The following is a 25,081-nucleotide window of genomic DNA, read 5'->3' on the forward strand; positions in this document are numbered from 1 at the left end:
TCTATGGCCAGGCAGCGAGTTCCCGAGGGTCCGCCGGCGGTTCCGCCCGTGCAGAAGTTGCGGTTGCGGTACGCCAAACGGGGGCGGCTGCGGTTCTCCTCGACGCGCGACTTTCAGCGGGCGCTGGAGCGGGCGCTGCGTCGGGCGGGCGTGCCGATGGCGTTCTCCGCCGGCTTTCACCCGCACCCGAAGATCTCCTACGCCAACGCCGCGCCGACCGGCACCGCGAGCGAGGCGGAGTATGCGGAGATCTCCGTCGTCGAGCGGGTCGACCCGGAGGCGGTGCGGGCGGCCTTGGACGCGGCCCTGCCCGACGGGCTCGACGTCTTGGAGGTCGTGGAGGCCACCCCGGGGTCGCTCGCCGAGCGATTGCAGGGGTCGCGGTGGCGGATGGAGTTCGCCGGGCTCGACGAGGCAACGCTGCAGCGAGCCGTCGACACCTTCTTGGGGCACGACCTCATCGAGGTGACCCGCGTCGTCAAGAGCGGGCCGCGGACCTTTGACGTGCGCGGCGCGGTCCTGGCCATGGACATCGGGCCGGCTGGGTCGGCAGAAGGCCAGGTGGCGGGTGGTTCGGCGCAGGACGCGCAGGGTGAGACCAGGGCTCAAGGGCCCGAATGTGCGATACTGCACGTGGTCGTACGGCACACCACACCGGTCGTGCGCCCCGATGACGTCTTGACCGCGTTGCGCACTCACGCGGCCTTCGAGCCGCCGCGGTCCCCCTTGGTGACGCGGTTGGCGCAAGGCTGGTTGCTACCGCATGCGGCGCAGATCGCCGACCCGTTCGTCGACGATCCGGTGTCACCGGCGTCTTCTCAGTGACGCGCGAGCGCGAGCTGGGGTTGGCGTAGCCAGACAGCTTCCGTTGTGGCGGGAAGGCCCCGCGACGACGATCACGACCGCAGTTCGCGGCGTCGACGGGATGCACTCCCCGGTGTGGGTCGTTGCCGCGAACCGACGGAAAGGCGCACCGACTCATGGTGTCCCGCAACGACAGCGACCCTGCCGAACCCACGTCCGCAACCGGCGACGCTCAACTGTCGACTCCGGCTCCGCAGACGCCTGCAGTCGAGGACGACGCGCAGCCGGCGGGTTCGGCGTCCACGTCGCGCAAGCGCGCAACCGGCGAAGCCAGCAAGCGGACCCGCGCCGCCAAGGGCACCAAGGCTGCGAAGGCGACGAAGTCGACAAAGGCGGGCAAGGTCGCGAAGTCGACCAAGAAGACCGCCTCGGCGTCGGATCCCGACGAGTCACCCGCGCCGCCCTCCACGCAGGACGACGCCGCCGATTTCGTGCTCACCCCCGCGGTCGGGCGCCTCCAGACCGCCGACGCAGGCCAGGGCGAGGCGGCCGAGCAGGCCGAGGCGAATGCGGCGGCCGAGGCGAATGCGGCGGAAGGGGAGGCTGAGTCGGGCGAGCGGAGCGGTGGGGAGTCGACCGGTCCGGCGGCCGCGCGTGGCGCGACCGGCCGCAGCCGCCGCACCTCCCGCACCACACGCACGACGCGGTCGCGCGCCGGTCGCTCTGGCGACGCCGACCACGCCGATGACGAGGTCGCCGGCGACTCCGCCCAGGCCGGCAGTGACCTCGCGCCGCTGCCCGACCCCGCCTCCGGCGACGTGCAGATCCCGACGGTCTCGGCCGAAGACATCCTCGCGGGCCTGGCGTTCCCGCCGCCGCGCGACCAGCGCAGCTCTGCGCCATCGGACGCGGCCGACGAGGATGCGCAGGACGAAGAGGCCAGCGAGGCCGGCGAGTCGGCGGCTCCCGCACCGACGTTCGGTCTGCTCTTCCAGGCCCCGCAGGTCGCGCCCGAGCCGCGGCGCACCCGTGGCCGTGGCGCGCCCGCGCAGGCTGCGCACGACACCCAGAACAGCGACGACTCCGACGACGAGCCCCGCGGTCGAGAGTCCGGCCGAACGTCTGGCCGAGACTCCGCTCGGGCCTCCGGTCGCGACTCGGACCGTGAGCTCGGCTCCGACCCGGCGGATTCGGACGACTTCGACGACACCTCGTCGGAGGCCGACGGCCCGGACGGCAGCGACGACTCGGACGACGGCGACCGCACCCAACGCCGCCGTCGGCGGCGCGGTGGCAAGGGTCGACGCCGCGGCGACCTCGACGCCCGCGACGATTCCGGCGACGACGAGAGCGCCGACTCCGGCGACTCCGACGGCGACGAGCAGGACTCGGACTCCCCGTCGGGCGACGAGGGCTCGGGCCGCAGCAAGCGCACCCGCCGGCGCCGCCGCAGCGGGACAGGCGCGGCAGCGGGGGAGGACCCGCCGGGCACCGTGACCAAGGTCCGGGAGCCGCGCCGCGACCGCGACGTCGCCACCGGCATCAAGGGCTCGACGCGCCTGGAGGCCAAGCGGCAGCGCCGTCGCGAGGGCCGGGAGGCCGGTCGGCGTCGCACGATCATCACCGAGGCCGAGTTTCTCGCCCGCCGCGAGAGCGTCGAGCGGGTCATGGTCGTGCGCCAGCGCGACAAGCTCACCCAGATCGGGGTCCTGGAGGACGGGGTGCTCGTCGAGCACTACATCTCCGGTGCGGGGGCGTCCTCCCAGTCGGGCGCGTCGATGGCCGGCAACGTCTACCTCGGCCGCGTGCAGAACGTGTTGCCGAGCATGGAGGCCGCGTTCGTCGACATCGGCAAGGGTCGCAACGCCGTGCTCTACGCCGGTGAGGTCAACTGGGACGCCGCGGGCCTGGAGCAGCACAAGGCCCGTCGCATCGAAAACGCCCTGAGCTCGGGGCAGTCGGTGCTGGTGCAGGTCACCAAGGACCCCATCGGGCACAAGGGCGCCCGCCTGACCAGCCAGATCTCGCTGCCGGGGCGCTACCTGGTGTACGTGCCGGAAGGCTCCATGACCGGCATCAGCCGCAAGTTGCCCGACACCGAGCGGGCGCGGCTGAAGAAGATCCTCAAGGAGATCGTCCCCGACGACGCCGGGGTCATCGTGCGGACCGCCGCCGAAGGCGCCTCGGAGGCCGAGCTGACGGCCGACGTCGACCGGCTCACCCGCGAGTGGGACCGCATCCAGTCCAAGGTCAAGGGCGGCAACGCGCCAAGCCTGCTGCACGGTGAACCCGACCTGACGGTGCGGGTGGTCCGCGACGTCTTCAACGAGGACTTCACCAAGCTCGTCGTCAGCGGCGACGAAGCGTGGAGCACGATCAGCGAGTACGTGCATGACGTCGCCGGCGACCTGCAGGAGCGGCTGTCGCGGTGGACCGGCGAGCACGACGTGTTCGCGCACTACCGCATCGACGAGCAGTTGACGAAGGCGATGGACCGCAAGGTCTGGCTGCCCTCGGGTGGCTCGCTGGTCATCGACCGCACCGAGGCGATGACGGTCATCGACGTCAACACCGGCAAGTTCACCGGCGCCGGGGGCAACCTCGAAGAGACGGTGACGAAGAACAACATCGAGGCGGCCGAGGAGATCGTGCGCCAGCTGCGGCTGCGCGACATCGGCGGCATCATCGTCATCGACTTCATCGACATGATCCTCGAGTCCAACCGCGACCTCGTCGTGCGCCGACTCATGGAGTGCCTGGGCCGGGACCGCACGAAGCACCAGGTGGCGGAGGTGACGTCGCTGGGGTTGGTGCAGATGACCCGCAAGCGGGTCGGTGCCGGGCTCATCGAGGTGTTCGCCGAGCCGTGCGAGCACTGCGGCGGCCGCGGCCTCATCGTGCACACCGAGCCGGTGTCGCGCTCCGGGGAGTCCGACTCGCGCGACTCTGGTCGCGACTCTGGGCGGGAGTCGAGGCGCGGCCGCCGCGGCCGTGCCCGGGAGGTCGAGCCGACGCCGGCGCCGACACCCTCCGGTCCGACTCCGGCGCAGATCGCGGCCGCCGCCTACGCCGCCGCGCTGCAGGCCGGAGGCGGCGGCGAGCAGACCGCCGAAACGCAGGGCGATGAGGTCGACGAGGTCGCCCACGTGGTGTCCGAAGCGGTCAGTGATGCCCTGCGGGTCTCCAGCCGTGGGGACGACGACGCTGCCGCTGGTGCCGCTGCCGACGATGCTCCAGGAGACGAGGTTGCGAGCGCGGCGACTCTCGTGACCGAGACGACTGTGGTGACCGAGACCGTCGCGCAGCAGGTCGAGGTTCCGGCAGCCTCGGCTCCGGCACGGCGCCGCCGAGGCACCCGCCGGGCCGCGAGCGCCCCGACCGCTTCTCCGGTCGGCGCGCAGGGCCTCGTCTTTACCGTCGACGCCACCGAGTCCGGAGGCGGACCAGCGGCGCTGGATTCGGCGTTGGTTTCGGCGGCAGACGACTCTGCGGTACTCGACTTGGCGGCGTCCGCCTCTGCGGCCGAAGAGGCACCCGCCGCAGAGGTGACGCCCTCAGCTGAGGCTCCCGCGGCGGCGCCCAAGCGCCGGCGCGCCGCCCGGCGCCCCGCCGGCCCACCCACGGACCACTAGCTCACCTGGCAGCGCCACCTGGGCAAACGAACCTTGTCGGGGGTGGCGGTTAGGCTCGCCAGCGTGAATGAACCTCCCGATCGGGATCCGCGGGTGGCCGCCGCGCCGCCGGAGTTCGGGCTGCCGCGCGCCCGGCCTGATGCGGGCATGCGCACCTTCGGGCATGTGCTGGTCAACACGGCCATCGCCAACATCACGACGAGCTACCTTTGGTTCGCGCTGACGTTCTGGGTGTACCTGCAGACGCGCTCGGTGCTGGCCACCGGCATCATCGGCGGCTCCTACATGCTGTTCGTCTCCGTCAGCTCGGTGCTCTTCGGCACGCTCGTCGACCGGCACCGCAAGCACGCCGTGATGCTCGCCTCCAGCGCCCTGACGCTGCTGGCGTTCGCCGCCGGCGGGGTCTTGTATCTGCTGGTGCCGCAGAACGACCTGCTGACCATCGGTGGGCCGTGGTTCTGGCTGTTCATCGTCATCGTGCTCTTCGGGGCCGTCGTCGAGCACATGCGCAATATCGCGCTCTCGACCGTCGTGACCCTGCTCGTGGCGCCCGAACGGCGCGCCAACGCCAACGGCCTCGTGGGTACCGTGCAGGGCATCGCGTTCATCGTCACCAGCGTGTTCAGCGGCCTGTCCATCGGCTTTCTGGGGATGGGGTGGACCATCGCCATCGCGGTCGCGCTCACCGCGCTGGCCGCCGCACACCTGCTGACCATCCGCATCCCCGAGACCGAACCCGGCAACCACGAGCACACCGACGCCGCCGACATCGATCTGGCGTCTCGAGCAGCGGCCGCAGCCGGGGATCCGGACCAAGGAGGCGATGGCGAGGCCCTCCCTGGGAAGGCAGCCTCTGGACAGGCAGTCTCTGGCCAGGGGGTTCCCGGAGAGGGTGCGGAGGAGGGGCCCAGCCCGCCCACGAGCCTCATCGACCTCTCCGGCGCCTATCGTGCCGTGCTCGCTGCCCCCGGCCTCTTCGCGCTCATCATCTTCTCGACCCTGAACAACCTCATCGGCGGCGTGTACATGGCGCTCATGGACCCGTACGGGCTCGAGTTGTTCCCCGTGCAGACCTGGGGGCTGGTGTTCGGCCTGGCCTCCACGGGCTTTATCGTCGGCGGGCTCGTCGTCGCCAAGACCGGCCTGGGGCCGCGGCCCATGCGCACGCTGCTGCTGGCCGTCGCCGTCATGGGGGTGCTCGGCTCGCTGTTCACCATCCGCGAATGGTGGTGGCTCTACGCCCTGGGCATCTGGCTGTACATGCTGCTCATCCCGGCCGTGGAGGCAGCCGAACAGACCGTCATCCAACGCGTCGTGCCCTACCGCACCCAGGGCCGCGTGTTCGGCTTCGCGATGATGTTCGAGACGGCAGCCGCCCCGATCACCGCGTTCGCCATCGCGCCGCTGGCCGAGTTCTGGATCATTCCCTGGGTCGACTCCCCGGCCGGGGAGGCACAGACCGCCTGGCTCTTGGGTACCGGCGACGCCCGCGGCATCGCCTTGATCTTCCTGTTCGCCGGCCTGGCCCTGACCCTCATCGCGCTGCTGGCGTTCCGCACCCGCGCCTACGCCACTCTGACCGAGCAGTACGCAGCGGCACCCCGGGCGGCGTGACGGTCATGCGGGTCGGCGCGCGGGTTTGGTTGAAGGGGGGCCGATCCACTAAAGTTGTGCGTCGGTGCGCCCACCGAGATCCGTGTTTCGCCAAGCCGCTCGTCGCTCACGTCGAGCGCTCGTTGCTACGGGCCGGTCGTAAGAGGTGCTTCGTCCACGAGAACAGCAGGAGTTGAGTTAAGCGTGTATGCGATCGTCCGCGCAGGCGGCCGTCAGGAAAAGGTGGCCGTCGGTGACGTGCTCATCGTCGACAAGGTCGACGCGGCCCCCGGTGACAGCCTCGAGCTCAAGCCGCTGCTGCTCGTCGACGGCACCACGGTGACCAGCGACGCCGACCAGCTCGCCAAGGTCACGGTGCGCGCCGAGGTTGTGAAGGCCACCAAGGGCCCCAAGATCACGATCATGAAGTTCAAGAACAAGACGGGCTACCGCAAGCGCCAGGGGCACCGTCAGCACACGACCCAGATCAAGGTCACCGCGATCGACGCCTGAGCGTCGAGCGACCCCACTCAGCGATTAGGCAGGTAGCGACATGGCACACAAGAAGGGTGCGTCCTCGACTCGCAACGGGCGCGACTCCAACGCACAGTACCTGGGCGTCAAGCGGTTCGGCGGCCAGCTCGTCAACGCTGGCGAGATCATCGTCCGCCAGCGCGGCACCCACTTCCACCCCGGCGACAACGTCGGCCGCGGCGGCGACGACACGCTGTTCGCCCTGGCCGCCGGCGCGGTGCAGTTCGGCACCAAGCGCGGCCGCAAGACCGTCAACATCGTCGCTGGCGACTGAGACACGAACTCAGACAACGAGCACGACACCAGCAGCCCGATCGGGCTGCTGAGCCGAAGGGGTGGGTCCAGCGCGACCCGCCCCTTCCGGCATTTGCGCACCACGAAAGGAAACACCCCAATGGCCGCCTTCGTCGACCGCGTCACCCTGCACGTGCAGGCCGGCAACGGCGGGCACGGCTGCGCCTCGGTGCACCGGGAGAAGTTCAAGCCCCTCGGCGGTCCCGACGGCGGTAACGGCGGGCGCGGCGGCAACGTGGTGCTGCGCGTCGACCCGCAGGTCACCACGCTGCTGGACTACCACCACACCCCGCACCGGCGCGCCGAGAACGGCAGCCCCGGCGAGGGTGACGAGCGCAACGGCTCCGCCGGCGCCGACCTCGTGTTACCGGTGCCCGAGGGCACCGTGGCCCGCAGCGGCGACGGCCGGATCGTCGCCGACCTCGTCGGCGACGGCACGCAGGTCGTGCTCGCCGAGGGCGGCCGCGGGGGACTGGGCAACAAGGCCCTGGCCTCCAAGCGGCGCAAGGCCCCCGGGTTCGCGCTGCTCGGCGAACCGGGCGAAGAGCTCGACGTCAGTCTCGAGCTGAAGACCCTCGCCGACGTCGCCCTCATCGGCTACCCGTCGGCCGGCAAGTCCAGCCTCGTCTCGGTGCTGTCCGCGGCCAAGCCGAAGATCGCCGACTACCCGTTCACCACCTTGGTGCCCAACCTGGGCGTCGTCACCGCCGGCGACGAGCGGTTCACCGTCGCCGACGTGCCCGGCCTCATCCCCGGCGCCCACGAGGGTCGCGGCCTGGGGCTGGAGTTTCTGCGGCACGTCGAACGGTGCTCGGTGCTCGTGCACGTCATCGACTGCGCCACCCTCGAACCTGGCCGCGACCCCCTCTCCGACCTCGACGTCATCGAACACGAGCTGCGCCAGTACGTGCCCGACGAGGCACTGGGTGGCCGCCCGCTGTCCGAGCGCACCCGCATCGTCGTGCTCAACAAGGCCGACGTGCCGGAGGCTCGCGAGCTCGCCGAGTTCGTGCGCGCCGACCTGGAGGCCCGCGGGCTGGAGGTCTACATCGTCTCCGCCGTGGCCCGCACCGGGCTGCCGGAGCTGAAGTACGCGATGGCCCGCCACGTCGCCGCCGCCCGCGCCGAGCAGGAGCGGGAGGAGCAGTCCCGGCCGCGTGTCGTCATCCGCCCGGTCGCCGTCGACGAGACCGGTTTCTCCGTGCGCCGCGAGCAGACTCCGGAGGGGGAGGTGTTCCGCGTTCTCGGCGACCGTCCGACTCGCTGGGTGCGTCAGACCGACTTCTCCAACGACGAGGCCGTGGGCTACCTGGCCGACCGCCTCGCCCGCTCCGGGGTCGAGGACGAGCTGGTCAAAGCCGGTGCCGTCGCCGGATCGACCGTGCTCATCGGCCCGGCGGACAACGCCGTCGTCTTCGACTGGGAGCCCACGATGTCCGCCGGCGCCGAGCTGCTCGGCGGACCCCGCGGCAGCGACCCGCGCCTCTCCCAGACTCACCGACCCAGCCGCGACGAGAAGCGCGCCGACTACGAGTCGCGGCGCGTCGCCAAACGCCACGCCCGCGCCGAACTGGCCGCCGAGCGCGACGCCGGATTCTGGACCGACCCCGACCAGTGAGCGCCGGGCGTCCCCGCTCACCCTGGTAAGGGGTGGGCGGCAGCTAGGGACCGGCGGCGACGATGAGACGGGCCAGGTCGAGTTCGGCCGGTGTGGTCACATGCAGGTTCGTCGGCTCGCCCGGAACGGCCACGATGCGTCCGCCGGAGGCCGCGACAAGCGCCGAATCCTCTGCCGCAGCGGGGGAGTCCGAGTGCGCCAGCCGGAACGCCGCGGCGTCGAAGGCCTGCGGCGTCTGCACCAGCACGCGGGTCGCGGCCGGGGGCGGCGGGGTGCGCTCCAGACCAGCTCGGCGGACGCCCGCCGTGTCGACGTCGGCCAGCACTTCGGTCAGCGGTAGACCCGGGAACGCTCCGTCGGCGCCCTCCCGGACCGCCCCGATGACCGCGCGCACCAGTCGCCCCGAGGCCAGCGGGTGTGCCGCGTCGGCGACGATGATCACCTGCGCCGTCGGCGGGATCGCGGCCAACGCCGCCCGCACCGAGTCGGCCCGCTCGCGGCCACCGGCAACCGTGCGCAGCTGAGCCCGCCCGGCAACGGTGCGAAGCTGTTCAGCGACCCTGCGCACATGTTCAGCGGCACTGCGTAGCTGCGCGCCGTCGTTGCCGACGCCGTCGTTGGTGTGGCCCGTGTCGCTCAGGGGGAGTGCGACGACCACCCCTGTGCACAGCGGTGCCAACGTCGCGATGGTGCGGTCCAGCAGCGTCAGGCCGCCGAGGTCGAGAAACTGCTTGGGCGCTCCGAACCGGCTGCCCGACCCGGCGGCCAACACCATCGCCCACACCGAGGCCCCCGGACGAGCCTCCGCAGGGGCCTTCGCGTCGACTGCGAGCCCTGGGGCGACTGCGCTCGGGTCGGGCTCCCGGTCCGACCTCGCAGGCTGCGCCTCATCCTCCGGCCGTGACGGTGCCTCCTCCTCGTTCACCGCACGCTCCTTCCTGCGCCCCGCTCCTCGCCTGTTCACCTACACGCTCGCCGCACGCCAGTCCGTCGCCGCTGCCGGCGGCGCACATCAGCAGCCGCGATGTGAGGGTGATCGCCAATCCTTGCACTGCTGCGCGGCCGACGGTGCGGCTCGGGCGCGCAATGGTCTCAGACGCGCCCGTGGCGCTGTCGCCGTGCTGGGTCCGGATCCGGGTGCCCTCAGGGGGCGTTGAGGGCGAGGCGCATGAGGCCTCCCGACGCGATCCTGGCCGCCTGCGTCGGTGGCACCCGCCGGGCGAGCCAGGCGCGGCGGGCGCTCGCGCCGCCACGGGTCAGGGCCCGCGCCAGGGTGGCCGCGTCGAGGATCGCGTCGCAGGCCCCTCGGCCCAGATTGGGGGTGCTGGCGTGGGCTGCATCACCGATGACGATGTAGCGCTCGCGCGTGTATCGACTCAGCGGCGGCGTCACCCAGATGCGGGTGGCCAGGGTGTGCTGGTCGACCCGAGCCAGGGTGTCGCGCACGACCGGCGGCGCGCCGGCCGCGAGCCGGGCGGCCTCGGTGGCGACCTGCGTCGGATCCAACGGTTCCGGGCCCAACTCGCTGCGGTGACTGGTGAACCAGTACGCGCCCGCGCCGACCGGCACCAGCCCGAACAACAGACCCTGCCGCCAGTACTCCCCGACATCCCGCGAGTGCGGGGGAGCGCCCTGCGTGCCCCGCAGCGCAACGTACGGTGTCTCCCGGCGCGCGGCGGCCCGCGGGTCGACCAGCGGGCGCACGACACTGCGGACCCCGTCGGCACCCACGACCAGATCGGCGTCGAGGACCCGCGGATCCCGCACCTCCTGCTGAGCGAGGCGCACCGACGACGGCACTGCGGCGCTCAAAGCGGACAGCAACGCCGGCCGTTGCACCATGACCAGTCCCGGTGCCGCGGCCGACAGCAGGCGCCGACCGCCGATGTGGAGGGCGCCGGCGGGAGGGGCCTGCGGCAGGGGCAGGGCCTCGAGGGCCCCGAGCTCGCGCAACGCACGTTGCGCCGCCGGCCACAGGCCCAGGGCTGCGCCGACACCGCTGCGCTGCGGCGCTGCCTCGTAGAGCGTCACCTCGAAGAGCCGGGGATCCAACGATGCGGCCAGGGTCATCCCCGCGATGCCGCCGCCGACGATCGCGATGCGCCGCCGCCTGTTGCCTGTCATGACGCCAGCCGACCACACCCGGGCTCCCGTGCGCCAACCCCGCGTCGACCCGAGGGCGCAACACGATCGACCGACGTGTCGGCAATGGAGGGGGCCAGGCGGCACCGGGTGCGGCGATACTCCAGACATGGCCTACGACGAGGTGCTGGCGCACCGCATCCGCGAAATTCTCGCCGACGAGCCGGACCTCACCGAGCGGGCGATGTTCGGCGGGTTAGGGTTCATGCTCTCCGGGCACATGGCCGCCGCAGCCGGCAGCGGGGGAGACGTCATGGTGCGCGTGGATCCCGCCGACGCCGCCGAACACCACGCCTCCGGCCTCGTGGAGCCCATGATCATGCGCGGCAAGGAGATGGCCGGCTGGATGGAGGCGCCCGCCGACGCCGTCGCCACCGACGAGGCGCTGGCCCAGGTCGTCGGCTGGGGGGTCGCGTACGTGCGCACGCTCCCGCCGAAGGTCAAGAAACCTAAAGCCCGGTAGCAGCCCGCTGCCCGTCGCGGCCCGTGGTCCGCATCCTGGACGATGTGCTCCCTGCCGACGGTTGATGTTGCGACCGCAACCCTCGGCAGTAGGCGCATCCCCGGAGCCGGAGCCGGAGCCGGAGCCGGAGCCGGAGCCGGGGCCTGGGCTGGGTCTGGGAGGTACCAGGGGCGGGTGCTCAGTCTCAGTCGTTGAAGAGGGTCCGCAGCATCCGGGTCGGCGACCAGCGGTTACGGGCGTGGTCGGAGACGACGACGGGTTGCACGGGCACCCCGGCCGCGGCACGGCGGTCGGTCGGCACCCCCATGGACCCGAGCAGGTCGGCGACGCGGGCGCCCAGATCGTCGCAGACCTCCCGGACGACCTCGATCGGCTGCTCGTGCGGGTCGCGCACGTCCCAATCGATGACGTGCCGGCCCGGCTCCTGGTCGGTGCTGCAGCCGAGGCGCACGACCACATCGGCGGCGTTGAGCACGTCGCCGTGCAACGGACTGGGGTAGGCGCCATCGAGGGAGATGCCCCGTTCGGCGAGCACGTCGACGACGTGCGGGTTGAGGTGACCGCTGGGGTGGATGCCGGCGCTGCGCACCTGCACGTGCTCGCCGCCCAGATGCTCGGCCCAGGCGGCAGCCATCTGCGAGCGGCCCTCGTTGTGCTCGCAGACGAACACGAGCAGGGGCACGCCGACACCGACGCCACCGGCGGCGCGGGCCCGAGTAGCCAGCACGTCGTGGGCGTAGTGCTCGACGAGGGCCGGCACAAACTCCGGGTGGTGGCTGGTGGATTCGATCTGGCGGCGGGCGTCGGCGATGATCGCCTCCACCTGCGCGCGCGTCGAGGTGTCGGCGTATCGCTGCGCCAGATCATCGGTGATGCGGGCGATGACGCGGTCGGCCATGGGGCTTGTCGCCTCGGTCGAGTCGCTGGGTACGGCGCGAAGACGGTGGGCGCTGTCCGTGGGCTGGCCGTCGACGAGGGGTTGGGCGCTCATGTGAAGCACCTCCAGACGTAAAGTGAACAATCGGTGAACACCAAGTGTATGTGGTGCGACTTGTGCGCCCAAGTGGCAAGCGGTGGTGTCGCCGAGCGGTCGAGTGCCGCGGGCAGCGGTCGGATGGGTGCACGCGTTGTACACAGCGGAGCTTGGGTCACCACCCTCGGTCACGTACGGTGGCCTCCACCCCTTCGGACCCGCTCAGGTCGGCACCGATCGCGACGACTGGATCGGTAAGAGCCGGCACGGGTCACCGACGAGGCCGTCGCTTGGTGAGGAGGGGATCACTGTGTGGGTCCAAGACGTGCGAATGCCGCCGCCGCAAGCGGTCCCCGTTGTGATTCGTGCCGACTCCGGCGCCTCGACCCGCATGGAGTCGTTCTCGCCGACGCAGGGCCGTTACGACCGTGAGGCCGCTCGACGCCCCGGACCGCTCGGCGACCTGGACCACCTCACCGACTCCGACCTCGACCTCATCTACGCGGTGACGGGCGAGCGGATCTTCCGCCCGACGCCCCACGGTCGGCCGGCGCAAGCCGTCACCCCGTTCACTCGCCAGATCGCGGTCGACCGCCGCAGCGGCGCCCTGCTGCCCCACGTCGAGGTCAGCGCGCAGTACCTGGTGCGCACCGGGGCCGTCATCGAGGCCAACGGCGGAGTGAATCCGTTCACCGGGCTGCACCTGCAGCGCGCCCTGGCCTACCTCGCCTCGCGCCGCGAAGGACGCATCGACGTCGTCTGCTGACGGCGCGCAAGGGGCGCCAGGCGGCGCGCGGTGGCTCGATGTGGCGCGCGGTGGTCTGGCGAGGTCAGCAACCGCCACGCGAACCGAAGGCACGCGCGGTGACGCGGCGCGAGTCGCTCCGCCTACGCTTGCCTGTGTGAGCAGCCCCCACCAGGCTCCAGTCCCGCGGAACGCGCAGGACGACCGTGACGACCTCCGAGACGACAGCCGTGACGACAGCCGCACGACGCCTGGCCCCGCCGACTCGACGGACGCAACCCAGCAGGCCGGACTGCGTGCCCGGGCGACGGTCGCGGGCGGGAGCCGGCTCGTCGTCAAGGTCGGATCCAGCTCGCTGACCGACCCCGGCGGCCTCCTGGCCGTGGCACGCCTCGAGCGGCTCGCCGACGCGTTGGCCGTCCGACGCAGCAGCGGCACCGAACTGGTGCTCGTCTCCTCCGGGGCCATCGCCGCGGGCCTCGGACCGCTGGGCATGAGCTCGCGCCCCCGCGACCTGGCCGCCCAGCAGGCCGCCGCCAGCGTCGGGCAGGGTGCGCTGGTCGCGGCGTACAGCTCCGCCTTCGGTCGGCACGGCCTGCACGTCGGCCTCGTGCTGCTCACCGTCGACGACCTCATCCGCCAGCAGCACTACGTCAACGCCCGCCGCGCCGTCACCCGGCTGCTGCGCCTGGGCGTCATGCCGGTCGTCAACGAGAACGACGCCGTGGCCACCGACGAGATGCGCTTCGGCGACAACGATCGCCTGGCCGCGCTCGTCGCCCATCTGGTGCGCGCCGACGCGCTGGTGCTGCTCACCGATGTCGACGGACTCTACGACGGCCCCCCGTCGAATCCCGGCTCCCGCCCAATCGCAACGGTGCGTTCCCCGCGCGACCTCGAGCAGGTCAACCTCGGTGGCGTCGGCAGCCGCATCGGCACCGGCGGCATGGTCACCAAGGTCGAGGCGGGCCGCATCGCCACCGGCGCCGGCATCACCACCGTGCTGGCGCACAGCGCGGATGTCGACGGCGCCCTGGCCGGGCAGGAGGTCGGCACAGTCTTCCTGCCGACCTCGCCGCGCCCCGCCTCCCGCATGCTGTGGCTCGCCCACGCCAGCGAACCCGTCGGCGGGCTCGTCATCGACGACGGGGCCGTGCGCGCGCTGCGGGAGAAGGGCGCCTCGCTGCTGCCCGCCGGGGTCGTAGGTGTCACCGGCAGCTTCGAGCAGGGCTCTCCGGTCGAGATCCGCGATCGGCACGGCCGACCGGTCGCCCGCGGTCTGGTCACGTTCGGCAGCGACGAACTGCCGCGGCTCCTGGGCCGCAGCACTCGTTGGCTGGGGGAGGTCTTCGGCCCCGACCACGCCCGCGAGGTCGTGCACCGCGACCGCCTCGCGTTGCTGGACTACGGCCGCGACGCCACGCCGAGCTGAGGGGGCCCTCCCGCCGCGACCCGACTGCGACCACGCTCCCGCAGCCCGCGCCGACCTGGGTTACCGTCGGAGCTATGAGCATCCGCATCGAGCGGGCCCACGCGCGTGACCTCACCAAGGTCAAACGGCTGTGGAAGGCGATGATCGGCGACTACCAGCAACTCTCCGACGGATTGTGGGAGGTGCGCGAGCCCGGCGAGGCCTGGGCCCGGCGCCACCAGCAGTACCTGGATTGGATCAACGACGCCGGCGGCGTCGTCTTTCTCGCGCTGGACACCGACACCGAAGAGATCATCGGCTACGCCGCGCTGCACTTCGTGCTCTCGGGGGCCACCTTCGACCTCGGCGAGAGCTACGGCGAGATCGAGACGCTGGCGGTGCTCCCCACCGAACGGGGTCGCGGGGTCGGCGCCGCCCTCATCAACGCCTGCCGTCGTGAGCTGGACCGGCGCGAGGTCGAGTACATGGCCCTGGAGACCCTCGCCTCCAACACCGGCGCGCTGCGGCTGTACGAACGGGCCGGCTTCCAGCCGTTCATGGTGCGCCTCGTGCGCCGCGTCAACGACGACGAGAGCTGAACGCCCCTCCCGGCCTGCTCGCAGATCCGGCGAGCCGTAACCTCGACGCATGACGACCCCGCTCATCGACGACGCCGTCACCGCTTCCGTCGCAGACCTGGCCCGCCGCGCCCGAGAGGCCTCCCGAGAGTTGGCGCTGCTCTCCCGCGCCCGTAAGGACGCCGCGCTGCTGGCGCTCGCCGACGCCATCGAGGCGAACATGCCGCAGGTCATCGCCGCAAACGAGCGCGACCTGGCGCGGGGCCGCGAGACCGGGATGTCCCAAGGTCTGCTCGACCGGCTGCGTCTGGACGAGCCGCGGCTGAGCGCCATCGCCGACGCGCTGCGCCAGATCGCCACCCTGCCCGACCCGGTCGGGGAGGTGGTGCGCGGCTCGACGCTGCCCAACGGCCTGCAGATCCGCCAGACGCGGGTGCCGCTGGGGGTCGTCGGCATCATCTACGAGGCGCGGCCCAATGTGACGGCCGACGCCGCCGGCCTCGGCCTCAAGAGCGGCAACGCGGTGATCCTGCGCGGTGGGTCGGCCGCCGAGCACAGCAATGCCGCGCTGGTGGCGGTGTTGCGCGACGCGCTCACGCAGCAGGGGCTGCCCGCGGATGCCGTGGCGCTGCTCACCGAAGGCGGTCGCGACGCTGCCCGCGCCCTGATGCGCGCCCACGGCCTCGTCGACGTCATCATCCCGCGCGGCGGCGCCGACCTCATCGCCACCGTCGTGCGGGAGTCGATCGTGCCGGTCATCGAGACCGGCTCCGGCAACGTGCATGTCTACGTCCACGCCGCCGCCGACCTCGACAAGGCCCGCGCGATCGTCATGAACTCCAAGACGCACCGCCCCAGCGTCTGCAACGCCGCCGAGACCCTGCTCGTCGACACCGCGATCGCCGACCTCTTTCTGCCCGACATGCTCGCCGAGCTGGCCGGCGCCGGGGTGCTGCTGCACGGCGACGAGGGCACGCGCCGCGCCGCCTCCGGTCGTGACGTCGCGGTCGACGAGGCCACCGATAAGCACTACGACACCGAGTTCCACGCCCTGGAGATGTCCGTCGCCGTCGTCGACGGCCTCGACGAGGCGATGGCGCACGTGCGCCGCTACAGCACCGGGCACACCGAGGCGATCGTCACCGAGGACCGCGCCGCCGCCCGACGCTGGGCCGCCGAAATCGACGCGGCCGCGGTGATGATCAACGCCTCGACGCGGTTCACCGACGGCGGGGAGTTCGGGTTCGGCGCCGAGATCGGCATCTCGACGCAGAAGCTGCACGCTCGCGGTCCCATGGCGCTGCCGGAGCTGACCACCACCAAGTGGATCGTCGAGGGAGACGGCCAGATCCGTTAGAGCCGCGTGTGGTGAGCGGGTCGGCGCATGGCAGGATCGTGCCTCATGGAAGGTACCGAAGTCCGTAAGCTCGCCGCCCTGGAAGACAAGCACTGGTGGTATACCGAGCGTCGTCACCTGCTGGGTCAGATGCTCAAGGGGCGCGCCCCCGGTAAGGCGCTGGACATCGGAGCCGCCGGTGGCGGCAACACTCGTGTGCTGCGGGACATGGGCTGGCAGGCCAGCCCTTTGGAGTACGGCTCGGACGGCGCGCAGGTCTGCCACGAGCGTGGGCTGCCGGTCATGCGGGCCGACGCCACGATGCTCCCGCTGGCCGACAACAGCCTCGATCTGGTCTCGGCGTTCGACGTGCTGGAGCACCTCGAGGACGACGACGCGTGCGTGCGGGAGGTGCGCCGCGTGCTCAAGCCGGGCGGCACGTTCCTCGTCGCGGTCCCGGCCGACCCCAAGCTGTGGTCGGCCCACGACGACGCCGTCGACCACGTGCGCCGCTACACCCGCCGCACGTTGACCGACGTGCTCTCCATCGAGGGCATGCACCTGATCTCCATGAACAGCTGGAACGTGCTGCTGCGCCCGGTCGTCATGGTGCGGCGCAAGAAGAGCACCGGCTCGGACCTGGACGACATGCACCCGGTGGTCAACGCCGGCCTCAAGGCCATCGTCACCGCGGAGCGTTACCTGCCGGTGAAGTCGCTGCCGGGCGTGAGCCTCTTCGCCGAGGTGCGGCGCACCGCCTGACGCCGCTCGGCGTTCATCACCGGGGCCTCCACGGGGCGCCCGCCGTTCGCGGCCGGCGTCCCGTTCTCGGTGTGTCGGTGGCCGTGAGAACGGTCGATCGGCTCGTCAAAATCCTCGAGGGAGGTGGTGAGGGAGTCAGCGGCGACATCCGCCCCGGGCACCACTGGGAATGAACCGGAGGGGGTGCGGTCGGGTCGGGAGGCGAGTCCCACGACCTCCTCACCGGCCTCGCTTCCCGCCACGTCATGCAGGTGCAGGTCGTCGGTGTCGTGCGCGACGAAATAGGTCGGGCGGCCCTGCATCATCGTGTACATCCGGCCCACGTACTCACCGAGCAGGCCCAGACAGATGAGCTGCACGGCCCCCACGGAGGAGACCGCGGCCACGGTCGAGGTCCAGCCCGCGACGGCGCGGTCGGTGAAGGAGGACCACAGCGCGTAGGCGAAAATCAGCATCGCGAAGACGCCACCGATGAGCCCGAACCACGTGGCCAGCCGCAACGGCGCCATCGAGTGCGAGGTGAGGCTGTCCAGCGACAACCGGATCATCTTGCTCAGCGGGTACTTGCTGCTGCCGGCCGCGCGCTCTTCCCGGCGGTAGGTCACCTTGGCCGAGGGAAACCCGAGGGCGGGCACCACGAGGCGCAGCACCCGGTGGTGCTCGGGCAACGCGTTGACCGCGTCGACCGTGGCGCGCGACATGAGCCGGAAGTCTCCGGCGTCCATCGGGGCCTCGGTCTTGGCCAGGGCGCGCATCGTCGCGTAGAAGGCCCGGGCCGTGCCGCGCTTGAACGCCGTGTCGGTGCTGCGGTCGCTGCGCACGCCGTACACCACGTCGACGCGCTCGCTGCGGGCGATCTGCAGCATCTGCTCGACGACCTCGGGCGGATCCTGCAGGTCTGCGTCGATCGTCACCATGTAGTCGCCCCGGGCCAGCGCCAGGCCGGCGGAGATCGCCGCCTGGTGGCCGGCGTTGGCGCGCAGCCGCACGACGCGGAACTGCGGCCACTCGTGTCGGATGCGCTGCATGAGCACGGGGGAGGCGTCGGTGGAACCGTCGTCGACCGCGACGACCTCGTAGGGAGTGGACAGCCCATCGAGCACCGGCCGCAGTCGCTCGACGAGCAGCGGCAGTACGTCCTCCTCGTTGTAGACGGGGACGACGACGGAGAGCTCGACATGCATAGGGGACAGCCTATGCACCGTGGGTGAGAGTTGCCTCCACACGGGCTGGGTCCACCTTCGCCGAGGCCACCAGGGCGACTCGCGTGCGCGCGGCGGATTGCCCGCTACTCTGGGCCCATGGCCACGCTCTTCGCTACGACGCTGCTCGCCGCCGAGGGCGAGCACGTCGCTCGCCCCCTGCCGATGCCGCCTGAGTTGTACGGAATCATCGGCGTCGTCCTCGTCTTCCTGCTGCTGATCTTCACGTGGCTGTTCCGCCACACGTCGCCGCCGAAGGCGCACGGAGTTGGGGTCGGGCACGGCCCGGCGCACACCACCGAGCACGGATCCGAGCAGTCGGCCGGCGCGGGCCACGGCGGGCACCACTGACCCGCCGCTTGGGGGTCATGGGTGGCACCTTCGACCCCATCCACCACGGCCACCTGGTCGCGGCGAGCGAGGTGCGCTCGATGCTGGGGCTCGACGAGGTGGTGTTCGTGCCGACCGGGCAGCCCTGGCAGAAGGACGTCGGCGAAGTGTCGCCGGCCGAGCACCGCTACCTCATGACGGTCATCGCCACCGCCTCCAATCCGGCGTTCACCGTCAGCCGCGTCGACATCGACCGCAAGGGTCCGACCTACACCATCGACACGCTGCGTGATCTGCGCGAACAGCATCCAGGCGCTGAGCTGTACTTCATCACCGGCGCCGACGCGCTCGAGCAGATCTTGTCGTGGAAAGACGTGGACGAGCTGTGGGACCTGGCCCACTTCGTCGGCGTCACCCGCCCGGGGCATCACCTGACGGATGCGGGCCTGCCCACCGGCGAGGTGACCCTCGCGGAGGTCCCGGCCATGGCGATCAGCTCGACGGACTGTCGCGCGCGCGTCGCCCGGGGCGAGCCGGTCTGGTATCTCGTGCCCGACGGTGTCGTGCAATACATCGGCAAGTACCGTCTGTACCGGCACGAGAACACGCCCGACACGCTGTACCCGGCGCTGCGGGCACCGATCCGTTGACCGCCCACCGGTCGGCGCTCGAGGAGGAGATCGCAGTTTCCGCCAGTCAGACCCCCGCTCATCTGGCCCAAGTGGCCGCCACGGCCGCCGAGGACAAGCTCGCCACCGACATCATCGCCCTCGATGTCTCCGACCGGTTTCCGCTCTCCGACGCGTTCGTCATCGTCTCCATCGCCAACGAGCGCATGAGTTCGTCCGTCGTAGACGCCATCGAGGAGGCGTTGCGCGCCGAAGGGGTCAAGCCCATCCGCCGCGAGGGTGAGCGTGACGGCCGCTGGGTGCTGCTCGACTTCGGCGTGATCATCGTGCACGTGCAGCACGAGGAAGAGCGGATGTTCTACCAGCTCGAGCGGCTGTGGAAGGACTGCCCCGTCATCGAGCTGCGCCTCGGGCCGACCGACGAGCCTGCGGCGCAGTGACGGCGCTGTGACCTGGGGGCTGAACTCCGGCGGGGCGCCCATCCGCCGGCTGGCGATCGTGCGGCACGGCATCACCGACCACAACGCCTCGACCATCTGGCAGGGGCACCTCGACACGAGCCTCAACGCGACCGGCCAGGCGCAGGCCCACGCCGCGGCCCGCGCGCTGAGCCGGATGGAGCCGGTCTTCGTGCGCAGTAGCGACCTGCGCCGCGCCCGGCACACCGCGGAGGCGATCGCCGCGGCGTGCGGGCTGGAGCTGGTCATCGACGAGCGCCTGCGGGAGATCGACGTGGGCGCCTGGCAAGGCATGGCCCAACACGAGGTCGTGCAGCACTACTCCCAACTGTGGGAGGCGATCAACGGCGGGCAGGACTTGGCTCGCGGCGAGCACGGCGAGTCCGTCGCGGATGTCGTGCGCCGCGCCCGACCGGCCGTCGACGACGCGATCGCCGCCCTCCCGGAGGGTGAGTTGGGGCTGCTCGTCACCCACGGCGTCACGGCGCGGGCCTTGGTCGCCGACCTCATCGGGCTCGACCAGACGCAAGCCTGGACGGCCTTCACCGGCCTGCGCAACTGCCATTGGGCGCTGCTGCACGAGACCCCCACCGGCTGGCGTCTGGCCCACTGGAACGACGGCCCGACCGCCGCCGACGGGGGCGATTTTGGATAGCGGCACCCGTCTGGCTAAACTCGTCCGAGTGCTCACGCAGTGCGTGAGGACGGGGCTGTAGCGCAGCTGGTAGCGCACCTCCATGGCATGGAGGGGGTCAGGGGTTCGAGTCCCCTCAGCTCCACCATAGGTGTCCTTTCAAGAGGGCATCCGACGCTGATGAAGCCGCCCGAAGAGGCGGCTTCAGTCGTTTCCGGGTCACGTGGCGCTGGCGACAGAGTCGTTCGCGCTCGGCGCCGATTGCCCATTCTCGTGTCTTCTTATTACCTCTCGCGCGCCGGTCGGGGTGTAACTCGATCCGGCCGAAGGCGGCCAAGAGGCAATCCGCTCCGACTAGTCAGCGCTGACTGTATAGTCATCGTGTGCTGACCATAGCTTCGCGGCTGGACGCGATGAATCGGCTGGGTCGGGCGATGGCTGATCCCACGCGCTCGCGGATCCTGCTGGCGTTGTTGCAGAAGCCGGGGTACCCGGCGCAGCTCGCCCGCGACCTGGAGCTGTCGCGCACCAATGTGTCGAATCACCTGGCGTGCCTGCGGGGGTGCGGCATCGTCGTCTCGGAGGTCGAGGGGCGGCAGACGCGGTACGAGATCGCCGATCCGCACCTGACTCGGGCGCTGGAGACCCTCGTGGAGGTCGTGCTCGCGGTCGACGACTCGGTGCCGTGCGTGGCCGCCGACTGCGATGTCTCACCCTGCTGCGACGGCACACCAGGCGCGCAGGCGCCGCGCCCGGGAGAGGTCTCGGCATGAGCCGGGACTGTTGCGGCCCCGAGCCGGTGCGCGACCAGGAGGGGCCGGAGCAGGATCGGGCGGCTGATCAGCACGAGGAGCTGGTGCCGTGGTGGCGCGACCGGGTGCTCGCCCTGCCCGTGGCGTCGGGTCTGCTGTGGGTCACCGGCCTGCTCTTGGACTGGACCGGCGCGACGGCGCCGGCCACGGTCGCCTACCTGCTGGGCTTGGCTGCGGGCGGCTGGACGTTCGTGCCGGGCACGCTGCGCCGTCTGGTCGCCGGGCGCGGCCGCGCCCGACTCGGCGTCGGCCTGCTCATGACGATCGCCGCCGCAGGCGCGGTGCTGCTCGGGCACGTCGGTGAGGCGGCGGCGCTCGCGTTCCTGTTCTCCATCGCCGAGACGCTGGAGGACCGGGCGATGGACCGCGCCCAGCAGGGCCTGCGGGCGCTGCTGTCCCTCATCCCGCAGACGGCCCGGGTGCTTGGCCCCGACGGCGAGGTGAGCGTCGCGGCGGCCCAGGTCGCCCGGTCCGACCTCCTCCTCGTCGGCGCCGGTCAGCGCGTCGCCACCGACGGGATCGTGACCTCGGGACGCTCGTCGGTGGACACATCGGCGGTCACGGGGGAGTCGATTCCGGTCGAGGTCGGGCCGGGCGACGAGGTGCCGGCCGGGTCGGTCAACGGCTCCGGCACGCTCACCATCCGGGCGACGGCCGACGGCCGGGACAACTCGCTGACCACGATCGTGCGGCTGGTCGAGCAGGCCCACGCCGCCAAGGGTGAACGCGCTCGGCTGGCCGACCGGATCGCCCGGCCCCTCGTCCCGACAGTGCTGATCGCCGCAGCCCTCATTGCCGCCTTCGGGGTGCTCGTCGGCGACCCGGGGACGTGGGTCGAACGCGCCCTCGTCGTTCTCGTCGCCGCCTCGCCCTGCGCGTTGGCGATCGCGGTGCCGGTCACCGTGATCTCCGCCATCGGCTCGGCCAGCAAGTTCGGGGTCGTCATCAAGTCCGGGGTCGCGTTCGAGCAGCTCGGCACCATCCGCACCGTCGCGCTGGACAAGACCGGCACCCTGACCCGCAACGAACCCCGAGTGGTCGCGGTCCACCTCCGGCCCGACCGCACGGAGGACGAGGTGCTGGCCTTGGCGGCCGCGTTGGAGGCCACGAGCAGTCACCCCCTCGCCCAGGCCATCGCCGTCGCTGCGGTCGAGCGGCCGGAGGCGATCGACGTGCAGGAGCATCCTGGCCAGGGCGTGAGCGGCGTCATCGGCGGGCGGCGCGTGCGGGTCGGCAGCCCGCGCTGGATCGACCCTGCCGGATTCGACGATCGAGTCGAGGCGATGGCCGGCCAGGGGATGAGCGTCATCGCCGTCGAGTCTGACGGGCAGGTCGTCGGGGTGATCGGCATCCGCGACGAGCTGCGACCGGAGGCGCGGGACGCGGTCGCAGCCCTACACGCGCAAGGGCTGCGCACCGTCATGCTGACCGGCGACAACGCCCTGACCGCCGCAGCGATCGCGGCGCACGCCGGCATCGACGACGTCTACGCCGAACTGTTGCCCGCCGACAAGGCGGAGCACATCCTGCGTCTGTCCGAACAGGCACCCACGGCGATGATCGGCGACGGTATCAACGACGCACCCGCCCTGGCTCGCGCCACCGTCGGCATCGCGATGGGGGCCACCGGCTCCGCCGCCGCGGTCGAGTCCGCGGACGTGGCGTTCACCGGTCACGACCTGCGCCTCATCCCGCAAGCGCTGGCGCACGCCAAGCGGGGGCGGGCGATCATGACCGCCAATATCGCGCTCGCGCTGGCGATCATCGTCGTGCTCTTTCCGCTCGCCCTGTTCGGCGTTCTGGGTTTGGCTGCGGTGGTGCTGGTGCACGAGGTCGCCGAAGTTGTCGTGATTCTCAACGGCCTGCGCGCGGCCCGCCCCAAGAATGGGGCGACAACGGACGGCGTCGTCCGCCACGAGGCGGACGCGCCGCTGCATGAGCTGCCCACCGGACCGCGGACGGTGTGACTCACCAGCCGCCGCGGGTCGGGCGTTCGGGCCAGGGCCAGGTCACCGACATCGACTGGCCGACCTCGAGGGCCTGCCACGCTGCGGACAAGTCGTCGAGCCGGGCGAAGCAGCGCTCCAGATCGGGTTCGGGCAGGTCGCTCGGCGGCGGGTCGGTGTGCGGATAGTGAGGGCTGGGACGGTGCCCGCGGCGGCGCAGCCAGCGGGGGAAGACCTGGGCGGCCAACTCCTCGGAGCGGCCGATCTGCGTCCCGGTGGCCCGGTTGCGCCGCTCGGCCCGCCGCGCCCACGCCTTGGTGCGCTGCTCCTGCGTCGGCACGAACGTGTTGGCGTCGCCGCCGGCCGCCACCTGACCGAAGATGCCGTCCCGCAGCCCGAACTCGACCTCCACGACGAAGTGCACGAGGTCGTGGGGGAGTAACGGGTCGAAGCCGGGAGCCGGGTGCATCCGCAGATCGCCGGCCTGGGTCCGCTCGATGTCGACCCCGTACCGCCGCTCGCCCGTGCGCGTAAACGTGACCCTCACAGGGCGATCCTCACACCCGATGGCCCCTTCTAGAACAGGCGGGAGCCGGTCACCTCGGCCGGCTCTTCGAGTTCGAGGAGTTGTCGTTTGCGGTCCAGGCCGCCGGCGTAGCCCGTGAGGGAGCCGTCGGCGCCGACGACGCGGTGGCAGGGGATGAGGATGCTGACCGGGTTGTGGCCGACCGCCTGCCCGACGCGCTGCGCCAGGTGCCGGTTGCCCAAGCGCTGCGCGAGGGCACCGTACGTCGTGGTCTCGCCGTAGGGAATCTCGCGGAGCATCGCCCACACCGCTTCGCTGAACTCGTCGCCCCGCGTGCTGACCGCCGCATCGAACGCCCGCCGCTCGCCGGCCAGATACTGCGTCAACTCGGCCTGAACCTGGGCGAAGATCTCGTCGCTGTCGCCGTCCACGAGCACTCCCAGAGTCGACTCCTGCGGGAGGTACCAATGGCCCGGAAAGTAGAGCCCCGACAGCGCGTCACCGTCTGCGACCACCGTCAGTTCACCGAGCGTCGTCTGCACTCGCGCATGCCGCACCGTCATCGTGCTCACCCCTTCATCCTTCACCCGGCAGACGCCGCAGCCGCCGAAAGTGTGAGGTCACGGCTCGTCGCCGGCAGGGGGACGGCGGCGGTTGTGGGCCGTGCGGCGGCGGGAGAGGCGGTGGCTGACGGCCTGCGCGCGGGTGCGGACGGCGCGGCGGGCGCGGCGCGGGACCACATGGGAGGGCGACCAGGAGTCACCGAGCGGGAGCATCCAGCCGTAGTAGCGAGCCAGGAGGAAGAAGATGGCGCCCGTGGCGGTCGCGGCGCCCAGACCCACCTCCGGTTGGCCGAGGTTGAAAGCCCCGACCATGACGGCGGCCGCGGCGACCGCGCACGTCGCATAGAGGGTGTTGCCGCCCAGCACCGCCGGGGTGCGGCGCAGCACGATGTCGCGCAGCGCCCCGCCGCCGACCGCGGTGATCACCCCGAGCAGGATCGCCGGCAGCCAACCCAGGCCCGCAGCCAGCGTCTTCAACGCCCCGGCCGCCGCCCACGACCCGAGCGCGATGCCGTCGACCACCGGCCACACCCGCTGCCACATCCGCCCCCGCACCCGGATGCCGAACATGAGCGCCGCCGCCGTCAACGCCGTCAGCACGTACGCGTAGTCGGTCAGCGCCACCGGCGGCCCCTGCTGCAGCAGGGTGTCGCGGATGATGCCGCCGCCCAGCCCCGAGAGGATCGCCAGCGTCGCGAAACCCACCGGGTCCAGCTTCTCCGCGCGGGCGATGAGCGCCCCCATCGTGGCGTTCGCGAAGACCCCCATGAGGTCGATGACCCGAAAGACCGCCCCCACCTCGGGAGCAGCCGACGCCTGCACCGCCCAAGCCAGCGAGCTCACCGGCTCACCGACGCGACCCGATCCCGGGGCCGGTCTGCGGCCCTCCCACACGGTCGCCGGAGCGGCGTGAAGCCCGCTGCGCCCCGTCGTCCGCCGGTCGCCCGGAGAACAGCTCCAGGTCCTCGACCCGGTCATGCCCCGTCGACCCCGGCCCCGACCCCGGCCGCCGCACGCGGCGCGAGGCTCCGCCGGACTCCCCGGCCGAGCCGACACCAGAGGCAGCGGTCGAGGCTGCGCCGCGCCGGGCGCCAGG

At 71.7% G+C, this 25,081-nt stretch carries 26 protein-coding genes and 1 tRNA gene; 19 read left to right on the top strand and 8 right to left on the bottom strand.

Annotated features, from left to right (window positions below):
- The first annotated feature begins 3 nt into the window (after positions 1-3).
- The 6 genes from KILIM_RS15075 to obgE all read left to right on the top strand — a co-directional run bounded on the left by KILIM_RS15075 (position 4) and on the right by obgE (position 8,475).
- Positions 4-825, top strand: a complete 822-nt coding sequence (locus tag KILIM_RS15075; protein ID WP_051988813.1) for a TIGR03936 family radical SAM-associated protein — start codon at positions 4-6, stop codon at positions 823-825.
- 155 nt (positions 826-980) lie between these two features.
- A complete protein-coding gene (locus KILIM_RS15080) occupies positions 981-4,436 on the top strand; it encodes a ribonuclease E/G (protein ID WP_006593585.1) in 3,456 nt (1,151 codons plus the stop codon).
- A 147-nt stretch (positions 4,437-4,583) separates the two neighbouring features.
- Positions 4,584-6,050 carry an MFS transporter gene (locus KILIM_RS15085; protein ID WP_083876196.1) on the top strand — a complete coding sequence of 489 codons (1,467 nt, stop codon included), beginning with the start codon at positions 4,584-4,586 and terminating at the stop codon, positions 6,048-6,050.
- A 183-nt stretch (positions 6,051-6,233) separates the two neighbouring features.
- Positions 6,234-6,542, top strand: a complete 309-nt coding sequence (gene rplU, locus KILIM_RS15090; RefSeq protein WP_006593587.1) for a 50S ribosomal protein L21 — start codon at positions 6,234-6,236, stop codon at positions 6,540-6,542.
- Between the two features lie 40 nt (positions 6,543-6,582).
- Positions 6,583-6,837 carry a 50S ribosomal protein L27 gene (gene rpmA / locus KILIM_RS15095; RefSeq protein WP_006593588.1) on the top strand — a complete coding sequence of 85 codons (255 nt, stop codon included), beginning with the start codon at positions 6,583-6,585 and terminating at the stop codon, positions 6,835-6,837.
- Between the two features lie 120 nt (positions 6,838-6,957).
- On the top strand, positions 6,958-8,475 hold the full coding sequence (gene obgE, locus KILIM_RS15100; protein WP_006593589.1) for a GTPase ObgE: 1,518 nt from the start codon (positions 6,958-6,960) through the stop codon (positions 8,473-8,475).
- A 43-nt stretch (positions 8,476-8,518) separates the two neighbouring features.
- On the opposite strand, the gene KILIM_RS15105 is transcribed toward obgE, so the two are convergent.
- Both KILIM_RS15105 and KILIM_RS15110 read right to left on the bottom strand, forming a co-directional pair.
- Entirely contained in the window at positions 8,519-9,400 is an 882-nt protein-coding gene (locus KILIM_RS15105; RefSeq protein WP_006593590.1) for an IspD/TarI family cytidylyltransferase, read from the bottom strand.
- 218 nt (positions 9,401-9,618) lie between these two features.
- Complete coding sequence (locus KILIM_RS15110; RefSeq protein WP_006593591.1) at positions 9,619-10,599, bottom strand: FAD-dependent monooxygenase; 981 nt, start codon at positions 10,597-10,599, stop codon at positions 9,619-9,621.
- A 127-nt stretch (positions 10,600-10,726) separates the two neighbouring features.
- Here KILIM_RS15110 and KILIM_RS15115 point away from each other — a divergent pair, with 127 nt between their 5' ends.
- Positions 10,727-11,080, top strand: coding sequence for a TfoX/Sxy family protein (locus tag KILIM_RS15115; RefSeq protein WP_006593592.1), 354 nt, complete (start codon positions 10,727-10,729; stop codon positions 11,078-11,080).
- Between the two features lie 184 nt (positions 11,081-11,264).
- On the opposite strand, the gene KILIM_RS15120 is transcribed toward KILIM_RS15115, so the two are convergent.
- Positions 11,265-12,071, bottom strand: coding sequence for an arsenate-mycothiol transferase ArsC (locus KILIM_RS15120; RefSeq protein WP_006593593.1), 807 nt, complete (start codon positions 12,069-12,071; stop codon positions 11,265-11,267).
- A gap of 340 nt (positions 12,072-12,411) precedes the next feature.
- Here KILIM_RS15120 and KILIM_RS15125 point away from each other — a divergent pair, with 340 nt between their 5' ends.
- From KILIM_RS15125 to KILIM_RS15145, 5 genes are all read left to right on the top strand, one after another.
- On the top strand, positions 12,412-12,819 hold the full coding sequence (locus tag KILIM_RS15125; RefSeq protein ID WP_157551744.1) for a hypothetical protein: 408 nt from the start codon (positions 12,412-12,414) through the stop codon (positions 12,817-12,819).
- A 136-nt stretch (positions 12,820-12,955) separates the two neighbouring features.
- The gene (proB, locus tag KILIM_RS15130; RefSeq protein WP_006593595.1) at positions 12,956-14,230 is read left to right on the top strand and encodes a glutamate 5-kinase; all 1,275 of its coding nucleotides are present in this window, start codon (positions 12,956-12,958) and stop codon (positions 14,228-14,230) included.
- 74 nt (positions 14,231-14,304) lie between these two features.
- Entirely contained in the window at positions 14,305-14,808 is a 504-nt protein-coding gene (locus KILIM_RS15135; RefSeq protein ID WP_006593596.1) for a GNAT family N-acetyltransferase, read from the top strand.
- Positions 14,809-14,857: 49 nt separating this feature from the next.
- A complete protein-coding gene (locus KILIM_RS15140; RefSeq protein ID WP_006593597.1) occupies positions 14,858-16,144 on the top strand; it encodes a glutamate-5-semialdehyde dehydrogenase in 1,287 nt (428 codons plus the stop codon).
- A 45-nt stretch (positions 16,145-16,189) separates the two neighbouring features.
- Positions 16,190-16,885 carry a class I SAM-dependent methyltransferase gene (locus tag KILIM_RS15145; protein ID WP_006593598.1) on the top strand — a complete coding sequence of 232 codons (696 nt, stop codon included), beginning with the start codon at positions 16,190-16,192 and terminating at the stop codon, positions 16,883-16,885.
- Here the strand turns inward: KILIM_RS15145 and KILIM_RS15150 are convergent.
- Positions 16,822-18,069 (bottom strand): glycosyltransferase family 2 protein, encoded by a 1,248-nt coding sequence (locus tag KILIM_RS15150; RefSeq protein ID WP_006593599.1) that lies wholly within the window; start codon positions 18,067-18,069, stop codon positions 16,822-16,824. The genes KILIM_RS15145 and KILIM_RS15150 overlap by 64 nt on opposite strands.
- Positions 18,070-18,186: 117 nt before the next feature.
- Between KILIM_RS15150 and KILIM_RS15155 the strand changes: the two genes are divergently transcribed.
- The 7 genes from KILIM_RS15155 (at position 18,187) to KILIM_RS15185 (ending at position 22,917) form a co-directional block, all read left to right on the top strand.
- Positions 18,187-18,438, top strand: a complete 252-nt coding sequence (locus KILIM_RS15155) for a hypothetical protein (RefSeq protein ID WP_006593600.1) — start codon at positions 18,187-18,189, stop codon at positions 18,436-18,438.
- Between the two features lie 17 nt (positions 18,439-18,455).
- Complete coding sequence (gene nadD, locus KILIM_RS15160; protein WP_006593601.1) at positions 18,456-19,067, top strand: nicotinate-nucleotide adenylyltransferase; 612 nt, start codon at positions 18,456-18,458, stop codon at positions 19,065-19,067.
- Complete coding sequence (rsfS, locus tag KILIM_RS15165) at positions 19,064-19,486, top strand: ribosome silencing factor (protein WP_006593602.1); 423 nt, start codon at positions 19,064-19,066, stop codon at positions 19,484-19,486. Before nadD ends, rsfS begins: the two co-directional genes overlap by 4 nt.
- Before the next feature lie 7 nt (positions 19,487-19,493).
- On the top strand, positions 19,494-20,159 hold the full coding sequence (locus tag KILIM_RS15170) for a histidine phosphatase family protein (protein ID WP_006593603.1): 666 nt from the start codon (positions 19,494-19,496) through the stop codon (positions 20,157-20,159).
- A gap of 51 nt (positions 20,160-20,210) precedes the next feature.
- A tRNA-Ala gene (locus KILIM_RS15175) sits at positions 20,211-20,286 on the top strand.
- Between the two features lie 235 nt (positions 20,287-20,521).
- Positions 20,522-20,911 carry a Cd(II)/Pb(II)-sensing metalloregulatory transcriptional regulator CmtR gene (gene cmtR / locus KILIM_RS15180; RefSeq protein WP_006593604.1) on the top strand — a complete coding sequence of 130 codons (390 nt, stop codon included), beginning with the start codon at positions 20,522-20,524 and terminating at the stop codon, positions 20,909-20,911.
- On the top strand, positions 20,908-22,917 hold the full coding sequence (locus KILIM_RS15185) for a heavy metal translocating P-type ATPase (protein ID WP_006593605.1): 2,010 nt from the start codon (positions 20,908-20,910) through the stop codon (positions 22,915-22,917). The genes cmtR and KILIM_RS15185 overlap by 4 nt, the downstream gene beginning before the upstream one ends.
- Before the next feature lies 1 nt (position 22,918).
- On the opposite strand, the gene KILIM_RS15190 is transcribed toward KILIM_RS15185, so the two are convergent.
- From KILIM_RS15190 to KILIM_RS24660, 4 genes are all read right to left on the bottom strand, one after another.
- Positions 22,919-23,443 (bottom strand): hypothetical protein, encoded by a 525-nt coding sequence (locus KILIM_RS15190; RefSeq protein WP_006593606.1) that lies wholly within the window; start codon positions 23,441-23,443, stop codon positions 22,919-22,921.
- 29 nt (positions 23,444-23,472) lie between these two features.
- Positions 23,473-23,985: a methylated-DNA--[protein]-cysteine S-methyltransferase gene (locus tag KILIM_RS15195; protein ID WP_006593607.1), complete on the bottom strand. Its 513-nt coding sequence runs from the start codon at positions 23,983-23,985 to the stop codon at positions 23,473-23,475.
- Positions 23,986-24,042: 57 nt separating this feature from the next.
- Entirely contained in the window at positions 24,043-24,828 is a 786-nt protein-coding gene (locus KILIM_RS15200) for a trimeric intracellular cation channel family protein (protein ID WP_006593608.1), read from the bottom strand.
- A gap of 4 nt (positions 24,829-24,832) precedes the next feature.
- Positions 24,833-25,081, bottom strand: a 249-nt coding sequence (locus KILIM_RS24660; protein ID WP_217997118.1) for a hypothetical protein, incomplete at its 5' end; no start/stop codon positions are given.

Origin of the sequence: Kineosphaera limosa NBRC 100340 (genome assembly GCF_000298215.1) — a bacterium.
In the GTDB taxonomy this organism is placed as follows: domain Bacteria; phylum Actinomycetota; class Actinomycetes; order Actinomycetales; family Dermatophilaceae; genus Kineosphaera; species Kineosphaera limosa.